The organism is Mycobacterium numidiamassiliense (assembly GCF_900157365.1).
Classification (GTDB): Bacteria; Actinomycetota; Actinomycetes; order Mycobacteriales; family Mycobacteriaceae; genus Mycobacterium; species Mycobacterium numidiamassiliense.
In genome coordinates this window covers 2,222,236-2,239,738 of record NZ_FUEZ01000004.1, presented here as the reverse complement: position 1 = coordinate 2,239,738, position 17,503 = coordinate 2,222,236, and the positions used below count along the sequence as shown (strand labels likewise).

General features: G+C 67.6%; 13 protein-coding genes. 9 read left to right on the top strand and 4 right to left on the bottom strand.

What is annotated here, in order from left to right; translation table 11 throughout:
- Window positions 1–7 precede the first annotated feature (7 nt).
- Window positions 8–2,392, bottom strand: coding sequence for a CaiB/BaiF CoA-transferase family protein (locus tag MNAB215_RS19185; protein ID WP_425436545.1), 2,385 nt, complete (start codon window positions 2,390–2,392; stop codon window positions 8–10).
- Window positions 2,393–2,518: 126 nt separating this feature from the next.
- On the opposite strand from MNAB215_RS19185, the gene MNAB215_RS19180 reads away from it, so the two are divergent.
- Window positions 2,519–3,349 (top strand): FadR/GntR family transcriptional regulator, encoded by an 831-nt coding sequence (locus MNAB215_RS19180; protein WP_077080218.1) that lies wholly within the window; start codon window positions 2,519–2,521, stop codon window positions 3,347–3,349.
- A gap of 3 nt (window positions 3,350–3,352) precedes the next feature.
- On the top strand, window positions 3,353–4,084 hold the full coding sequence (locus MNAB215_RS19175) for an SDR family oxidoreductase (RefSeq protein WP_077080217.1): 732 nt from the start codon (window positions 3,353–3,355) through the stop codon (window positions 4,082–4,084).
- Here the strand turns inward: MNAB215_RS19175 and MNAB215_RS19170 are convergent.
- Window positions 4,047–4,919, bottom strand: coding sequence for an LLM class flavin-dependent oxidoreductase (locus MNAB215_RS19170; protein WP_077080216.1), 873 nt, complete (start codon window positions 4,917–4,919; stop codon window positions 4,047–4,049). The genes MNAB215_RS19175 and MNAB215_RS19170 overlap by 38 nt on opposite strands.
- An 88-nt stretch (window positions 4,920–5,007) precedes the next feature.
- On the opposite strand from MNAB215_RS19170, the gene MNAB215_RS19165 reads away from it, so the two are divergent.
- From MNAB215_RS19165 to MNAB215_RS19145, 5 genes are all read left to right on the top strand, one after another.
- A complete protein-coding gene (locus tag MNAB215_RS19165; protein WP_077080215.1) occupies window positions 5,008–6,087 on the top strand; it encodes an acyl-CoA dehydrogenase family protein in 1,080 nt (359 codons plus the stop codon).
- Window positions 6,084–7,208: an acyl-CoA dehydrogenase family protein gene (locus MNAB215_RS19160; RefSeq protein ID WP_077080214.1), complete on the top strand. Its 1,125-nt coding sequence runs from the start codon at window positions 6,084–6,086 to the stop codon at window positions 7,206–7,208. Before MNAB215_RS19165 ends, MNAB215_RS19160 begins: the two co-directional genes overlap by 4 nt.
- Before the next feature lie 2 nt (window positions 7,209–7,210).
- The gene (locus MNAB215_RS19155) at window positions 7,211–8,359 is read left to right on the top strand and encodes an acyl-CoA dehydrogenase family protein (RefSeq protein ID WP_077080213.1); all 1,149 of its coding nucleotides are present in this window, start codon (window positions 7,211–7,213) and stop codon (window positions 8,357–8,359) included.
- A complete protein-coding gene (locus MNAB215_RS19150) occupies window positions 8,356–9,300 on the top strand; it encodes an acyl-CoA dehydrogenase family protein (protein WP_077080212.1) in 945 nt (314 codons plus the stop codon). Before MNAB215_RS19155 ends, MNAB215_RS19150 begins: the two co-directional genes overlap by 4 nt.
- Window positions 9,301–9,373: 73 nt before the next feature.
- On the top strand, window positions 9,374–10,882 hold the full coding sequence (locus MNAB215_RS19145; protein ID WP_077082154.1) for a class I adenylate-forming enzyme family protein: 1,509 nt from the start codon (window positions 9,374–9,376) through the stop codon (window positions 10,880–10,882).
- A 69-nt stretch (window positions 10,883–10,951) separates the two neighbouring features.
- On the opposite strand, the gene MNAB215_RS19140 is transcribed toward MNAB215_RS19145, so the two are convergent.
- A complete protein-coding gene (locus tag MNAB215_RS19140; RefSeq protein WP_083746177.1) occupies window positions 10,952–11,392 on the bottom strand; it encodes a hypothetical protein in 441 nt (146 codons plus the stop codon).
- Window positions 11,393–11,416: 24 nt separating this feature from the next.
- The gene (locus MNAB215_RS19135; RefSeq protein ID WP_077080211.1) at window positions 11,417–15,709 is read right to left on the bottom strand and encodes a cation-translocating P-type ATPase; all 4,293 of its coding nucleotides are present in this window, start codon (window positions 15,707–15,709) and stop codon (window positions 11,417–11,419) included.
- A 325-nt stretch (window positions 15,710–16,034) separates the two neighbouring features.
- Between MNAB215_RS19135 and MNAB215_RS19130 the strand changes: the two genes are divergently transcribed.
- Both MNAB215_RS19130 and MNAB215_RS19125 read left to right on the top strand, forming a co-directional pair.
- Window positions 16,035–16,316 carry a hypothetical protein gene (locus MNAB215_RS19130; protein WP_077080210.1) on the top strand — a complete coding sequence of 94 codons (282 nt, stop codon included), beginning with the start codon at window positions 16,035–16,037 and terminating at the stop codon, window positions 16,314–16,316.
- A gap of 115 nt (window positions 16,317–16,431) precedes the next feature.
- Window positions 16,432–17,457 (top strand): hotdog fold thioesterase, encoded by a 1,026-nt coding sequence (locus MNAB215_RS19125; protein WP_077080209.1) that lies wholly within the window; start codon window positions 16,432–16,434, stop codon window positions 17,455–17,457.
- The last annotated feature ends 46 nt before the right edge of the window (window positions 17,458–17,503 follow it).

The window sequence follows — 17,503 nt, the reverse complement described above, 5'->3', positions numbered from 1 at the left end:
TGCCTCCTTAAAGACCCTTGGGGCGGGTCCCGATCACTCCGGTGGTTGCAAGGTGGGCGAGTTCTTCCTCGGTGAGCCCGCAGCGGTCGCGCAATACCTCCCCATTGTGCTCGCCCAGCGTCGGCGGCGGGCGGCGCAGCCACCGGTCCTGGCCGGCGAGCAAGGCGAACGGCGGGCAGGGATACAGGGCTGACCCGATGCTGGAATGGTTCAACTCCTCGAAGAATCCCCGATCGCGCAGTTGGGGGTTCTCGGTTACCAGTGATGGCGACACCACGGGAGCGGCGGGAACGCCCGCGGCGGCCAGTCGCTCGACCGTCGCCGCCAATTGCTGCCCGGTGAACCACTCCTGCAGCCGTCGATCGATCTCGTCGGCGCGCTCTCGCCGGCCTGCGACCGTGGCCAGGGCATCGTCGCACCAGGCTGGCCGCCCCATCTCGTCGACCAGCGCCGCCCACTGCTCGTCGTCGCGGATGGTGACCGCGATCCAATCGTCGTCTCCCGCGCAGCGGTAGAGGTTCTGAACCAACCCGCCGTGACCGCGGTTGCCCCGGCGGCTCAGCGTGATCCCGAAGACCTCGGACTCGATCGCCTGGATCGCGGTGGCATTCAACACCGTTTCCAGCATCGGCAATTCCACCTGCTGACCCGCCCCGGTGCGTTCGGCGAAATTCAGCGCAGCCAGCACCGCGAAGGCGGCATGCACGCCGGCCAGTGGATCGCAGGCGCCGCGCGGCGCCACCGGCGGAGCGTCCGGCAGCCCGGTCACCCACGCGAGGCCGGCGATCTGCTCCATGGTGGGGGCGAACCCCACCCGCTCCCGCCATGGACCGTCCAGCCCGAACGCGGGCATCCGTGCGACGACGAGTTTGGGGTTGACCTTCAAGAGCACGTCGGCGGTGAGGCCGAACTGGTCCATCACGCGCGGAGAGAAGTTCTCGATCACCACGTCGGCGCCGGCCGCCAGCCTGGTGAAAAGGCGGCGCCCCTCCTCGGAGCCCAAATCCAGAGTGACCGAACGCTTATTGGTGTTCATCGCGTGGAACACCCAGCCGTACTCCCACCAGTCGTCCACGTCTTTGCGCATGCCGCCCGAGTAGCGGATGCCGTCGGGCCGCTGGATCGACTCGACCTTGATCACCTCGGCACCGAACGCGGCCAGTAAGTGGGTTGCCGCCGGCCCGGCCCAGAACGCGGTCAGGTCGACGATCCGAACGCCCTCCAGCGGACGCTCCCGGGTGGCCGGAGCGTATTCGGTTTTGCTTGCCTGCCAAGGTGATTCGCCGTTGTCCGCGCCGGGTCGCGCGGTATCGCCCACCGGCGCGGGCGCGCACGCCGACATCAGCCATGGCGGGCGGGGCTGGTGGAATCCGCCGGGGTTGGGCACGAACACCTGACGCCGGGCCACATACTCCGACTCGCGGATCGTGGACCCGTTGCCCAGCGCGGCGATCGGTAGCCGGAACAGTTGCCCGAGTTCGACGATCTCCTCGACGGTCCGTTCGGCCAGCCATGGGCCGATCTGTTCGCGGATCAGGTCGCGGTATCCCCAGCGGCCGATCTGAAAGCGCAGCTGTTCAATCTCTTCCAGCTGCGGGCATTCGACCATCGCCACGAAGTCAAGCCATTGCTGACCGGTGACCATGGTGATCCCGACGTAGCCGTCCTTGGCCGGCTCGATCGACGGCACCTCGGTGGTGCGGCGGACCGGCGGCACCCGCAGCAGCTGCGAATGCAACCATTCGCTGCTTTGCATGAGCGTCATGGCCTCGAGCATGGACAGGTCGAGGTGCTCGCCTGGGCCGCCGCGCTCGACGCGGCGACGCACCGCCAGCGCCCCGAACGCGGCGAATACGCCACCCATGTACTCCCCCAGGTCGCCGCCGATCGAAATCGGGGGCCCGGCAGGATCTCCGCGAAACCCGGGCGACCCCGCCCACGCTTGCAAGGTGAACTCACTGGCGGTGCGGTCGGCATAGGGTCCGGTCCAGCCGAAATCGGAGATCGTGACGATCACCGCCTGCGGCGAGTCGGCCAGCAGCCGTTGCGGATCGACGCCCAGGGCCGCGGCCTGCGACGGGTTGGCTGTGATAACCACCACGTCGGCACCGGCGAGTTCGGCGCTCAGCCGCTCCGGATTCCCGGCGATGGTCACGCTGAGCTTGCCGGCGTTGAGGTAGCGGTAGAACGGGGAGTCCGCGCCCTCGGCAATCGGGGAACCGCTCGCCGAATACTGTCGCAGCGAATCCCCTTGCGGTGGTTCGATTTTGCGGACCTGCGCCCCGGCGTCGACCAGCAGCTTCCCGCAGTAGCTGCCGGCGATCCGGTCACTGATCTCGACGACCCGCAATTCGTGAAGCGGCGTCGGCCTACTGCCGGATTCCTCGCCCACTCGCACCCGCCCTACCGTGAATCAGAGACGCTATTTATACCATTACTGCTAAAATAGCTAAGCCAGACGAGTACGTGAGGGCATTGCTGCCGCGGACTCGCGCCTGTTACTTCCTGCGAGGATTGGATGACCGCCCTGGGAATTGGTCCCGATGCCCGGCGCCGGCTATCGGCCCCGCGGATCGCTGAAATCGTAGCCGACGAGCTGCGCCGTCAGATCATCGACGGCGAATTGGCCGACGGCGACCTCCTGCCCCGTCAGGAGGTGCTCGTCGAGCAGTTCAACGTCAGCTTGGTGTCGCTGCGCGAAGCGCTGCGGATCCTGGAGACCGAGGGCCTGGTGTCTGTCCGGCGCGGGAATCGTGGCGGCGCCGTGGTTCACGCGCCGGCGAAGACCAGTGCGGCCTACATGCTGGGTCTGCTCTTGCAGAGCGAGTCGGTTGAGATCGGCGATCTGGGCATGGCACTGCAGGAACTCGAGCCCGCCTGCGCCGCGTTGGCAGCCCAGCGGCCCGACCGCGCGGACACCTTGGTGCCAGAACTCAAGCAGGTCAACGATTCCATGGCCGAGCATCTTGAGGACGGTCGGCTCTTCACCGAAATCGGCCGCGAGTTCCACGATCTCATCGTCCAGGGCTGTGGCAACCACACCATCATCGCGGTCGTCGGCAGCCTGGAGACGCTGTGGAGTAGCCACGAGCGTCAGTGGGCGGACGAGAGTGCCGCGCGTGGCACCTATCCGTCGCTGACCCAGCGGCGCGCGGTACTCAACACGCATGTCAAGCTGACTGAGATGATTGCCGAGGGCGACGTCGACCGGGCCCGGCGCATCGCGGGCCGTCACCTGGCCGATACGCAGACCTATGTGTTGTCCGGGCGACCCAGGCAACGGATCTATGCGGTTTCGCCGCAGGCTCTTTCCCGTTCGGGGTCACGCCCGCCGGGCATCCGGCGCTAGGGGATTCTCACGTCCAGGCGAACCGCATTGGTCACCGGCGGCAGCGGCGGGATCGGCAAAGGATGCGCCCGCAAGCTCTGCGAGTTGGAGTACGACGTGGTGCTGGCGGCGCGACGTGAAGCGCCGTTGCGCGCGGCCGCCGACGAGATCGGTGCCCGTTACGTCGTCGCCGACGCATCAGACCCGGACGAGTTTGCCGTTGCGATAAGCACATTGGAGACGGTCGACCTCGTCGTGCACGCGGCGGGCACGCTGGGCGGAACGTATGCGCGCAAGCAGACATTCCACCAATGGCAGGCCATCATCTCGGCCAACCTGGATTCGTGTTTCGTGGTGACCTCCGCCGTGCTGCCGCGGATGCGGGCCGGGTCTCGATTTGTGTTCATCTCGTCGTCGGCGGCACATGAGCCGATGCCGGCCCGCACCGCCTACTCCGCGTCGAAAGCCGGCATGAACGCGTTCGCCCGCGCCCTGGCGCTCGAAGTCGATCGCGACGGCATCGCCGTGCACATCGTGACGCCCGGCCCGGTGGAAACCGAGATGCTGCAGGATGTTCCGTTCGAGATGTATGCGATCCAGATATCCGACGTGGCCGCGGCAGTCGCCTGGCTGGACACGGTTGATCCGTCGGTCGACCTGCCGGAGATCCGTCTGTCCGCCGTGCAGCGGGGCCCGTATGCCCGCCCGCCGGTCGTCCCTACCGAAGCCCGGCGACGGCGCCAGAAAACGGTTTGATCACCGACTCCCCGAATTCGTGCAACGATTCCGGCGCCGCGAAGTCGGCGAACCACACGTAGAAACGCTCGACCCGCTGTGCGGCCAGACCCGCGAAGTAACCGATCAGCTCGTCGGCGTCACCGCAGATCAGCCCCGCCCCCAGGTTGCCGAAACGCCGGGTGCTCACCTCGCGCACGGTCTGCGGATCACTGCCCGAGCGCACGAAGCCGATCATCTGCTGAACCGACACCCGGGCATCTCCCGCGTTCGGGGCCAGCTTGGGTAGCCGGTCGATGTGGTTCGCCTGCAGATTCCACCAATCCGCATGGTTACGAACCAGTTCCATCATTCGCGGTCCGCTGCCGCCCAGGACCAGCGGTATCGGGTGGGCTCGCTTCGGCAGCTGAACCGCCCCGTCCCCGTCGCCGCCGTCACCCCAATACTGTTTGATCAGTGAAAGGTGACGACCGAGCTGCGTCACGCGGGCCACCGGATCAAGCTGGCCGACATCGAATCTGGTGAATTCCGCGGGCCAGGATCCCGAACCCAGGCCGAGATCGAATCGGCCTTCCGACGCGTCCGACAGGGTGACGGCTTGCTTGGCGAGCACGGCGGGATGCCGAAACGCGTCGCAGAGCACCAGGTGCCCGATGCGCAGCCGCTCCGTCTTGGCCGCCACCCAGGAGGCGACAGTCATTGCCTCCCAAATGCTTTCGCCAGGGAGCCCGGGTGCTTCAAGATGATCGATGAACGCAATTCCGTCGAAGCCGCTGGCCTCGGCAACCCGCGCCCGCGCCGTGATGTCGGCCGCCGATAGCCGCACCTGCGGCAAAAACAGATACCACTCGACCATGCGCCCGCCTATGCGTGAGGTGATGTTGCTCTCAGGCGCGATTGCGCCAGCTTCGCTAGTTTACTATCTTTGCTATGTTAGGGCTCTTATGGATGTCGGACTAACTTCGGAGCAGCTGTCGCTGCGGGACACCGTACGCGACATTCTGCGCACCGAGTGTCCGCCCGAAGCCGCCCGTCAGTCGATCACCGATCCGGAGCGCTGGCGCACGCTGTGGAAGACGGTAGTCGACCTGGGCTGGACGGAGCTTGCCGCACCCGACGCCGGCGGCGACTTCGGCCCCGTCGAGCTGACCCTGGTTCTCGAGGAGTGCGGTGCGGCGATCGCGCCCATCCCGCTGCTTTCGAGCATCGGGCTGGCCGCGGGCGTGTTGCGCGCCGCCGGGCCGTCCGCCGAACCCGTGCTCGCCGAGATCGCCGGCGGCGTCGTCGCCACGCTGGCCGCGCACCCGCCCTGGCATCGACTGCCGGGAGTGACGATGACCCTGCACCAGGGCCGCCTGCGCGGACGCGCGGTCGCGGTCCCCAACCTGACGCGTGCCGAGCTGATCGTCGCACTGGCGACGACGGGCGACGGGGTCGTGGCCGCCGTGGCCCGTAGCGGCGACGGAGTCAGGATCGTGGCCGGCGAATCCACCGATCCCGCCCAGCCGGTGGCCGATGTCGAAATCGATGCCGAGCCAGTGGTAGTCGCTCCCGTCGACGTCGAATCGGCGTTGGCGGCGCCCCTGGTGGCGGCCGCCGCCGACCTGGTCGGCGTGGCCAGTGCCGCCCTGCACCGCTCCGTCGAGCACGCCAAGGCGCGACGCCAATTCGGCGCGCCGATCGGCGCGTTCCAGGGCATCAAACATGCGTTGGCCGACAACTACGTCAGCGTGGAACGCGCCCGCAGCCTCACCTACGCGGCGGCCGCCCGACTCGGCGACGCCGACACCCACGCCGACAAAGGGGCCGCCTGGACCGCCGCCGCGCTGGCCAAGGCGGCGGCCGGCGACGCCGCGTCCCACTGTGCGCGTACCGCAGTGCAGGTGCACGGGGCGCTGGCCCAGACCTGGGAGCACGACATGCACCTCTATGTCCGGCGTGCCTGGCAGGGCGCCGCGCTGTTGGGCGACAGTCGCGCGCTTTACCGCGAGATCGGCCGTCGCTTCGCAGGAGGTGCCGCATGACAAGCACAGCAACACGTTCCGAGGTGGTCGACGAGTTCGCCGGCTGGTTGGCCGAGTTCCTGCCCCACGACTACTACGAGCGGTATCGGCAGTACCGCTGGGATATCCCGCTGCGCCGCGACTACCAACGCGCGGCCTTCGAAGCGGGTTGGCTGCAACCCACCTGGCCGCGCGAGCACGGCGGCCGCTCGCTGGACCTGCGCGACGCCATGGAGATTCGCATCGAGGCGGCGCTGCGCTCGGCGCCGAAGCTGCCCAACATCCAGGGTCCCGGCGTCGCCGCGCCCGGCATTCGCCAGTTCGGCACGCCCGCTCAAATCGAGCGCCTGCTCGTGCCCCTGCTGCGCGGCGACGAATGGTGGGCGCTGGGCATGTCCGAGCCGGAAGCCGGATCGGATTTCGCCGGCCTGCGCACCCGCGCCGAACGCGACGGCGACGTGTTCCGGGTCAACGGTCACAAGATCTGGACCACGCAAGCCCACGAATCGCGGTGGTGCACCCTGTATGCGCGTACGGATCCCGACGCGCCGAAACACCGCGGCATCTCCTGTCTGATCCTCGACCTCACCGCGCCCGGGGTGAACATCGAACCCATCCGGATGTCCTCGATCTCCGACGAGACGTTCTGCGAAGTCTTCCTCGACGACGTCGAGGTGCCCGCGGACAACCTGCTCGGCCCGGAGAACGGCGGGTGGAACGTCGCGATGTCGTCGTTGCACCATGAACGCCAAATGATCTGGATCATGAACTGGGTCGAGATCAAGCGCGGACTCGATTCGGTGCGCCACGCCAAGAGCGACGGCGACAACGAGGACCTCTACACCGAGCTCGGCTCGTTGCTCGCCGATGCCGAAGCACTGCGGGCCACCGGATACCGCACCCTGGGCAATGAGCTGGCCGGGCGGCCCAGCCCGGAGGGCGACATCATGAAGCTTCTGGGATCGGTTACCTTGCAACGTGTTTGGGAACTCGCGGCCGCCGCTCAAGGGCCGCGTTCGGCGAGCGACCCCGATCTGCTGTTTGAACGCCAGGACGCGCTGGCCGCCACCATCTACGGGGGCACGTCGGAAGTGCAGCGCAACATCATCGCCGAGCGGCTGCTCGGGCTGCCGAAGGGATGACGATGGATTACGACCTCGGCGACGACGCCGTCGAACTGCGACACCGCCTGCGCGAGTTGATCGACAAGCACGTTCCCGCCGACTTCCTCGGCGCCTGTACCGATGACCCGCAAGACCTGGCCACCACCGAGACGTTCTGCAAGCTGCTGGCGGCCGAGGGACTGCTCGCGCTGGCCTGGCCGAAAGAGCACGGCGGCGGCGGTGGTTCGGTCTGGCAACAGACGGTGTTGCGTGAGGAGATGTGGGCCCAGCACGAGCCGCGTGGTCCCCAGTACATGGGAATCAACTGGGTCGGCCCGGCGCTGATGCGGTACGGGACCGCCGAGCAGAAGACCAAGCACCTCGCGGCCATCGCCTCCGGGGATGTGATCTGGTGCCAAGGATTTTCCGAACCGGAGGCCGGAACGGACCTCGTCTCGCTGCGTACCCGCGCGGTGCCCGACGGTGACGGTTGGCGCATCAGCGGCCAGAAGGTCTGGACGTCGTACGCCGGAATGGCGTCGTGGTGTGTGCTGGCGGCCTGCACCGACCCCGCTGCGCCAAAGCACAAGCGGCTCACCCTTTTTCTGATCCCCATGAACCGCGACGGTTTCACGGTGCGACCGATCTCGTCGATGCTGGGACCGCATCACCTCAACGAGATGTTCCTCGACGGCGTGCAGGCGTTGCCCGGCGACGTGCTCGGCGAGCCGGGCGACGGCTGGCGGGTGATGCGCGAAGCGCTGGCGTTCGAGCGGGTGGGCATCGCGCGCTATGCGCGCTGCGAATCGCTGATGCACCGAATACAAACCCAGCTCGGTGACGACTGGGACCAACTGCCCGAATCGCTTCGCGCCCGCTGGGTGCGGGCGCTCGTCGATCTGCGGGTGGCCAGGCTGCTGGCCTATCGTGCCGTGTCGCTGCAGGACGACCCGTCAGCCGGTGCGGCAGCGAGCGCCGCCCGCATCGCCACCACCACCTGCGACCAGCAGGTGGCCGAGCTGCTCTTCGACGTGCTGGGTCCGGCTGCGCTGGACAGCGGCCCATCGGCGGCACTGCACGGGGCGATCGAAGACCATTGGCGTTACGCACAGGCCGCCACCGTGGCATCCGGCACCATCGAGGTGCAGCGCATACTAGTGGCACGGGACGCCCTGGGAGGACACCGGTGAAAACCACACTGCCACAAGACATTAGTGACTTTGCGGCGGTCGCCACCAAGCGGTTCGCCCGATTGGGCGGGCCCCAGGCCGCGCTGCGAGCCGAGACCGACGACGGCATCCGGGACGCGGCCCGCACCGCCTTGAGCGAGCTCGGCGCGTTCGAGCTCGACGTTCGCTCCGGGCCCGATGACCTGCTGGCCGCCGCGGTGCTCTGCCAGGCCGCCGGGGCGGATGTGCTGCCCTATCCGCTCGTCGACGAGCTGCTGGCGATCGACGGTGCGCGGCTGGCCCTGGTCAATCCCGAGGCGCCGCGCGTCGACCACGGCGACCTGCCCGGCGACTGGATCGCCGCAGACCTCGATGGCAACCGATACCGCCTGGACCTGGCCTCGCGGACGAACGCCAAACTCGGACCCTTCCTGGTGCCGGCCTCGTTAAGCGCACCCGATGGGACAGTCCCGGCCGCCGACGTTAATCTTCATCTCGTGCTGGGATCATGGCGGATTCTGGGAGCAATGCAGCGGTCGCTGCACATCGTCACCGAACATGTGCAGGCCCGGATCCAGTTCGGCCAGCCGTTGGCCGAGTTCCAATCCGTCCGGTTCGCGGTCGCGGATGCCGCAGTCGCGGTGCGCGGGCTGCACGAACTCGCGAAATTCACCATCTGCCGCCCGGAATCGCTGCCCGCGCAGATCCATTCGGCGGACGCACTGGTGCTGAGGTTCAAGGCCGCCGACGCCGCACGCCAGGTGCTGCGCACCTCGCACCAATTGCTCGGCGCTCTGGGTTTTTGCGATGAGTCCGACGTCAGCGTGCTCGACCGGCATACCCAGCCGCTGATCCGGTTGCCGCTGGGCGCCGAAGCGCTCGGGCTGCGGCTGATCGCCGATGTGCGCGACGGCTCCCTGGAGACACTATTCAGCGAGGCACCGGTGGAGCAATCGGCGTGAGCCGCGGCGGCGACGACGCAGAGCGCAGCGATGAGGTGGGGGCACCTCCCGCATGCGGGGGAGAGTGGCGCCCGTGAGCACCGAGTCCGCCGAAGCTGGGGTGACCCCCAACCCGTTCGAGGACGGGATCCCGTTCGCCACCAAACTTTCCCAGCTCGCTTCGGAGCGACGCGACGACACTGCCGTGACCGACGTCGCGCTCGACGGCACCGCGCAGACGCTGACGTTCGGCGAGCTCGACGCCCGCGCCAACCAGTGGGGACGGGCCCTGGCCGCCGCTGGCGCGCAAACGGGTTCCCTTGTCGCACTCGCGATCCAGAACTCACAGCATCTGGTGTTGGCCGCCCTGGGGTGCTGGAAGATCGGCGCGGTCCCCATTCCCATGCACTGGGACCTGCCCGAATGGGAGCGGGATCGGGTGCGCGCGGTGATCGACCCCGCCGTCGTCGTCGACGAACAGACCCGCTGGGAGTTCGAGGCGCGCGCAGCGGGCGAGTCCCAGGAGGCGCTGCCCACCGCCGTATCCCCCACCGCAAACGGAATCTGCAGCAGCGGTTCGACCGGCGTGCCCAAAGTGATCCTCAACCTGGCACCCTCGTTATGGATCCCCGCGCAGGGCGAACCATTCATGGCGAACTGGACACCTGTGGCGCAGCCACAGACCATCATGGTGCCCGCACCGATGTATCACACCAACGGCTTCGCGACCTTTCTCTTCCTGCTGGCCGGCGACCACCTGGTGATACTCGAAAAGTTCGATGCGGCATTGGTTTTGGACGTGATCGAACGCTTTTCGATCACCAACTTCACGGCCACGCCCACCATGCTGGCGCGCATCGCGGCGCGGCCCGACGTGCGGCAGCGTGACCTGTCCAGCATCGTGTTCATCCTGCAGGGCGCCGCGGTAATGCCGCCCTCGCTGTTGCACACCTGGTTCGAGCTGCTGAGTCCCGAACAGATCGTGACGGCCTACGGCATGACGGAGAATCTCGGGCTCACCGCACTGCGTGGCGACGAGTGGCTGACCCATCCGGGCAGCGTCGGTCGCGGCTTCCGGGACACCGAGATCCGAATTTTGGGCGCCGACAAAAAGCCGGTGCCCACCGGTGAGGACGGCGACATCTATCTGCGCGCACCCATGAGCGCCGGATACCGGTATCTGGGCGGGGCACCGCCACTACCCTCGACCGACGACGGGTTCCGCTCCGCCGGCGACATCGGCCACCTCGACGAGGATGGTTTTCTCTACCTCGTCGACCGCCGTGTCGACATGATCGTGAGCGGCGGCGCCAATGTCTTTCCGGCAGAGGTCGAATCCGCACTCGCAGGCCACCCCGGCATCGCTGATGTCGTTGTCATCGGGCTCGCCGACGAGCAGTGGGGGCGCCGGGTGCATGCCGTGATCCAGCTCGCCTCACTCGACGGCGAAAGCCCGCTCACCGAACAAGAGGTCATCGAATACGCCAAGGGGCGGCTGGCACCGTACAAGGCTCCCAAGACCGTCGAGTTCGTGGACACCATTCCACGCACGGCGGCGACCAAGGTGAACCGCTCGGCGCTGATAGCCGCCAGGGGCGGGTAACGCCGAGTCAACGTTGGTCCGGCGACAGGCCGATGACGGTTCCCACCTGACCGGTCAGCCCACCCGGGCTTAGATGTGGTGGCCGAACACGTCTTCCATGACTTCGCCGATCGCCGAAAGCGAACGACTCTGGTGTTGCTTCACCAGCACGTGCCCGCCCAGCACGATCAATGCGATCGGCAGTTCGACGGCGCCGAACGCCAGCAACGCCGCCATCCCCGCCACATACACAACGTCGTGGGTGTCGGGCGCGTGCAGCTTTCCGACGATCGGCAATTCGACCGCACGCTTCTCCAACTTCCGCAACCTGCGCAGCAACGCGACCCGCTTGGAGTGCCGGTGCGCCACCAAGCGGTACGCCGACGGTACCTCGTCGGCAGCCGTCTCGGAGTCGAGCTCGTCGGCGTCGAGCTCGTCGGCGTCGAGATCCGTTTCGTCGGAATCGACTTCGTCAACTTCGTCAACCGCCTCGTCCGAAGCGCGTGTCTGCTCTTCGTCTAGTGCAGTCATGTCTGCCTCTCTTCTTGTGGTCGATCAGCCGATTGGCGCGAGGGCTAGTTGAGGTGCCCGTTCCCGGTCTTCGTCGACCGCGCTGTTGTCCAACCCGGGCAGGTCCTGGACCCACGTTCTCGCCGACGACACCACGTTGGTCAAGTAGCGGTCGGCGTCGCCCGCATGCCTCGTGACACGTTTACCGATGATCGACGCGGCCCGGAGCAAGAGGTCCGGCTTGGCGGCCGTGAGGACGGTCAACCCGACGGCCGGAGCCACCCCTTCGATCCAGCCCAACGGACCGAGGGGAACGCACCCGACGAGCCCACTGACGCCGGGTGTCGTGATGAGGCCGAACATCGCGGCGAATGTTCCTGCGCACGTACCGATCACCAGTGGATCGCGTGATTCCAGCAACGTCTGTCCGAGTTGCGTGGTGACCAGGCCCACCAATCCGACCGTCGCCGCGCGTTGCGGGGTGGGGCGGGTCAAGTGGGCCATGCTCCACGAGAGGCTCGCGCCCAGTGTCGTTGCGGCGCCACGGATAGCAACGGTGTGGGACAGGTCGTCCATGTTGATGCCGCGCTGCGAGGGCGGCCGCATGTTGCGCACCGCGCTGACCGCGACCGCTGTCGTGGGGAACACGTCGGTCAGAATGTTCACCAGCAGGATCTGCCTGGCGGTGAGCGGCGCGATCCCGCGCACCATGGTGCCGTACATGTTGAAGGCCACTTCGCCGGCGTTGCCGCCTAACAACATCGCGACGGCGGCCTGCGCCTGCTGCCACAGTCGATGACCCTCCTCGATCGCCTCCAGGAGGCTTCCGACGCGGCCCTCGGTCAAGACCACGTCGGCCGCACCGCGAGCCGGGTCGCTGCCGTGCGACGACACGCCCACCCCCACGGCCGCGGCGCGGATCGCCGCGGCATCGTTCGCGCCGTCGCCCACCATCGCGGTGATCACCCCGGATTGGCTGATCTGCTGGACGATCTGAACCTTCTGCTCGGGAGACATGCGCGCGTAGATGACGTTGTCCTTGACCACTTCCGCACGCTCGGCGATCGACAACCGCTCCCAGCGGGCCCCGGTGACGATGCGATCGTCCGAGACGTCGAGGCCGATCTCACGCGCGATGGCGCGAGCGGTGGCCGGGTGGTCGCCGGTGATGATCCGCACGCCGATGTCGCGCTTCGCCAACCCCAGCAGCAGTTCCCTGGCGTCGGCCCGCGGCGTGTCCGTGATGCCGAGGAATCCCAGCAAGCGCAGCCCGTCACCACACAGCGGTTCGAGACCCTTCTCGTTTGCGATCGCGAGCTCGGCGTCGGTCAACCGCCGATCGGCGACCGCGATCACCCGCAGTCCGCTGGCGGCCATGTCGTGGACGTGGGCCAGCAGCGCTTCACGGACGGCGTCGTCGCGACCCTCGACGCACGCCGAGAGGACGATCTCCGGTCCGCCCTTGACCGCGAGCGTGCGACCGTCCAGCCCGGCCGCGTAGGCCCGCCCGGCCCGGAAAGGCAACTCGCGGTCGCGCTTCGGCTGAGATCCGGCACGGTTGACGACCGCCGCATCGGTCGCCTGCAGCGGCGCGTGCTCGTGGATCGCCACGGGGGTCGCGAGCGCGGCGCGCTCGAGGATCACGTCCTCGTCGAAGTCCGGCTGCGCGGAGATCGACGTCACCACGAGGCGGTTCTCACTCAACGTCCCGGTCTTGTCGAAGCAGACCACCTCGACGCGTCCCAGCGTCTCGACCGAACGCGGAGCCCTGACCAGAACGTTGCGTTCGGTCAGGCGTCGGGCCGCCTCGCGCTGGGCCAGGGTCGCGACCAGCGGCAGACCCTCGGGCACCGCGGCGACCGCGCAGTACACACCGCTCGTCACCGCCTCCCGAATGCCCGATCCCCGCAGCAATGCCGTCGCGACCACGCCGGCGCCGCCGGTCAGGGTCCACGGCAACACCTTCGCCGTCACGCCGGCCAGCTGGGCATGCAACCCCACCTCATCGCGGCGACGAGGCGCCAGCGCCATGGCCCGGCCCGCGGCGGTCGAGCCGCCGACCGCGACCACCACCGCGCGACACACACCGCTGAGCACGGTCGCGCCCTCGTAAATCATGCAGGCGCGTTCGGCCAGGGGGCGGCCCGGCGTCGGAGCGGGATTCTTCGTGACGGGCAACGACTCGCCCGTCAGCGACGATTCGTCGACCTCCGCGGCCACCGCACTCAACAGCCGCGCGTCCGCGGGAACGACCTCGCCGGCACGGACCTCGATGGTCGTTCCGACCGTCAGCTGTCCGGTATCCACCATCTCGAACTGGTCCGGCCCCGTGACGATGCGGGCCATCGGCGTCTGGGCACTGAGCATCTTCTTCAGCTGACGATCCGAGCTGAGACGTTGCGCCGCCGCGATTCCGGCGCTGCCGAAGAGCACGATTCCGACGAGGGCACCGTCCATCGGAGAACCGACGAGCGCGCTGGCCATTGCCCCGGTGGCGAGGATCGGCGTGAGCGGATCCTGCATCTCGTGCCACATTGCCTCGACGACGTCTTTGCTGCTGTCGGCAAAGTTGGCGGCCACCTTCCGCAATCCCGTTTTCGGCTGTGAGGCCTCCGCGGCGGCACGGTTGGCAAGCTCCGGGCGCAGGATGCGGAGCTTTTCCTGCGCTTGATCCGCGTCCAGCGCATGCCATTCGATGTCGGTGGCCGCGTCCGGGTCGGCCTGGTTGGTCACCCCACGCCCGATCATGTATCCGGGAATCAGCGCGAGCGCGGCGGCCGCGATGCTCGGCCGAACTCCGGCGGCCCGAACCCCCGGCAGCAGCGTGAGCGACCCGAGAACCGTTCCGGCAGCCGCTAATTCGACGCCGCGCCGCGCCGCCGACTTAGCCGCGGGAATGGCGTCGACGATCCGGCAGGCGACCTTGAGGTTCGGTATCAGCACGTCCGCCGTCCACGCGGGCGGCTGGCCAGTAGCCCAGACCGCCAGCCCAATGTCCGCGGCTGCGAAGGCATGCCGGAGGTCTCGCCCGACGACGGCAACGACCTTGCCCTGCGCCTGCAATTGCCGCACGGCGTCGTGGATTCCGCGATCGACATCGTCGCCGATCGGCACGAGTTCGTCGAAGGTCCCGCGTAGGTGGCCAGCGTCGGCCTGGTCAACCGAAACGAGTTTGAGATCCGCGGAACGTGCCGCGGCCAGCAGTGGTTCGGCGAAGGGGTCCGCGCTGCGCGAGACGACGACTTCCAGGTCCCGCAGGGCGGGCAGTTGATGTGCGGGTGACAGCGAGCACCCGCTGTGCACACCGGGACCGAGCAGACCGGCGTCGACATCGGTTTGGGCGCTTTGCCATACCTTCGTGTGGAGTTCTCCGTCCACTCCGTTGATCTCGGCGACACGCAGGCTTTCGCCGACCAGCACCGCGGGGTCGATGATCAGAACATCGACGCCGTCGAGGCGCCGCAGCGCCTCGGGTCGCAATACCAGGGTCTGATGGTTTCGATTCAAGCCGGCGCTGAAGGTGGTGGCGAACGACTCGCGGGCGTAGTTGAGTGCCCGCGGCGCCGCGACGATCACCGCCTCACTGGCCAGCCCCGCGCCACCGCTCACGCACAGCGCGACGGCACCGGCGAGGCCGGCGGCTGTGGCAGCCCTCGCGTAGTTTTCGGCCGCCGTGTCCGGCACCGGCCGCGGCCGCGACGATTCCGGCTCCGACTCGCAAGCAGCGCTGATCGCCAGCTGGGGTTCGTGCTCCTGCCAGGCGTCCACGGCCGCAAGGGATTCGATGAGTCGCAGGCTGCGCATCAGGATGTCGGCGACGATCACCGACGGGGTTTGACCCAGCGATTGAGTGACGGCCGTTCCCAATGCGAGCACCGCGTCGGCGCGGGCGCGGCCCATGGTGCGCTCGAAGACCTTGCGAACGTCGGGCTGCGCCTCGGCGAAGGTGGTCGCGGCGGCAAAGGCCCGCGGCAACCTGGGCGTCCGCGTCACCTGCAACACGGTCGTCACACCCAGCGACGCGAACTTGGCCGCCAGCAGACTCAACCGGTTGACGACCTCCGCGCCGTCCCCGGGGATGTCGAGCACCGCCGGACCGGCGCTCGCCTCGGGCGTGGGTCCCTCGGATATCAAAGCTGGAGTGGCCGTCTCGGCAAACGATCGCTCGATGGCCTCCACCATCAGCGCCAATTTGTCGACTGTCGGCCCGTTCTGGTCGATGTCGACGATCAGCCGCGACAGCGGCCAATTCACCTGTGTGCGTGCGACACCCGGGGCGCTGCCAATCGTCCTCTGCACGACGTCCGCGTACTCGGCCGAGCGAGACTGATCGGGCACCCGCAGTTCAATCCATCCTCGACCGTTGCCCGACCACCGGCGACGAGGACGTTCCCCACCTAAAAGCTCAGCTGCCGCGGCTGCGCCGCCTGCGACCACCATCCGAAGCCCTGAAAAGATCGGCTCGATGACCATATTTGTGCTTGTCACCCTCTCGCAGTAATTCGGCTTGACATTTCAGACTCACGCAGCAGACTCCAGCGGATGTACGTGTCGCTTCACCGTATGGACTCAGGGGATCCAGCAAGCGACGTAGAGAATCTGAAAGGCAAACGGACGGCGAATAATTGGCCACACGCTCGACAACTCGAAATTGGGAGGGCCCTTGACGCTCATCGAACGCGCCACTAAGTCCGCGAATGCGGTTGCCACCGAGACCGTTTCAACGGTCAGCAAGGTCGGGACCTCGATTGCCGAAGGCGTCGTGGTCACGGCCAGGGACGTCCGCACCGGAATCAAGGACGGCCGCATCCGCGGGCGCACCGTGGTCGCCGCGTCGGCGATCGGCTTGTTCGCCGTCGTGGAATGGCCGGTCCTCGTCGCGGTCGGCGGCGCCGCGGTGGTCTACAGCAAACTGAAGAAGCGGCAGGGCGAGACGCCGGAGTAGGTAGCGTAGCCGCCGCCCGCCGACCCACCGTCGGCCGGTTTCGCGGATATCTCGCCACGAGCGGTAACCTCATTCTCCTAGCGCAACCACGGCGCGGAGGAAGGGGACGAGCGTCATGACCGGCGTCAATGACGAGGTTGAAACAACGCGCGGTGACCGCTTCATCAAGACGGCCGTCGAGATCCTGGGCGAAACCGGACGCACCGACTTCACCGTGCAAGAGGTCGTCGCGCGCTCCAAGACCTCGCTGCGGGCGTTCTATCAACATTTCAGCAGCAAGGACGAGCTGCTGCTCGCCTTGTTCGACCGGACCATCGCTCAGTCGGTACACGCCTGGCGCTCGGAGATCGATGGCCTGGACAGCACCGCCGCGCTGAAGCTGGTGATCGATCGCCTCAGCCAGCAACCCGAATCCAGCACGCAGGACAGCTTGAACCGGGCACTGAACCTGTACAACCAGCATCTGGCCGACACCCGTCCCCGCGAATACGCCCGCGTCCTCTCCCCGTTGCATCAGCTGATTCGCCACATCGTCGGACAAGGGATCACCGAGGGTGTCTTCAACCCGGCCCTCGACGTCGGGGCAACGGCCGCGATCGTCATGCAGACCATCATGGGCGCGCAGCGATTGCATTGGCTGGGAAGCGAATTGAACGGAACACCGATCGACACCGGCCAGCTGTACGACTTCGCCAGCCGGGCGCTGGGCATCCGCGACACCGAGGACGAAGCGCCCCAGCCCTCACTGGCCGAGCTGTTCGCCCAGATCGGGATGCGACCAGTGACCCGCGACGGCGAATTCGCGATGACGATGCCGGTGAGCCCGCATGTGGTCAACACGTCCGGCGCGCTGCAGGGCGGCCTGATCGCCACGCTGGTCGATGTGGCGGGCGGACAATTCGGGCTGGATTTCCTGGAGCCCGGCACCACCATGACGACGGCCGACCTCTTCATCCGCTACCTGCGGCCGATCCGGCAGGGTTCCGCGCTCGCGGTGCCCCGGATGTTGCGGGCCGGGCGCCGGGCGATGGTCATGCAGATCGACATCTACGGCGACGGCGGCGACGAACTCGCCGCGACGGCGACCGTGAATTTCGCGATCATCAACGGCGCGACACCAACGTCAGGATTGCGCCCGTAGACCGTGTACACCTGCCCCCGCAATGGTGGTAACGTCATTACCACAA

What these genes read in the sequence shown, in the direction of transcription:
- MNAB215_RS19140 (WP_083746177.1), bottom strand. Translation starts at nt 11,392, where the DNA reads ATGACTGCACTAGACGAAGAGCAGACACGCGCTTCGGACGAGGCGGTT.
- MNAB215_RS19125 (WP_077080209.1), top strand. Translation starts at nt 16,432, where the DNA reads ATGACCGGCGTCAATGACGAGGTTGAAACAACGCGCGGTGACCGCTTC.
- MNAB215_RS19170 (WP_077080216.1), bottom strand. Translation starts at nt 4,919, where the DNA reads ATGGTCGAGTGGTATCTGTTTTTGCCGCAGGTGCGGCTATCGGCGGCC.
- MNAB215_RS19165 (WP_077080215.1), top strand. Translation starts at nt 5,008, where the DNA reads ATGGATGTCGGACTAACTTCGGAGCAGCTGTCGCTGCGGGACACCGTA.
- MNAB215_RS19180 (WP_077080218.1), top strand. Translation starts at nt 2,519, where the DNA reads ATGACCGCCCTGGGAATTGGTCCCGATGCCCGGCGCCGGCTATCGGCC.
- MNAB215_RS19160 (WP_077080214.1), top strand. Translation starts at nt 6,084, where the DNA reads ATGACAAGCACAGCAACACGTTCCGAGGTGGTCGACGAGTTCGCCGGC.
- MNAB215_RS19155 (WP_077080213.1), top strand. Translation starts at nt 7,211, where the DNA reads ATGGATTACGACCTCGGCGACGACGCCGTCGAACTGCGACACCGCCTG.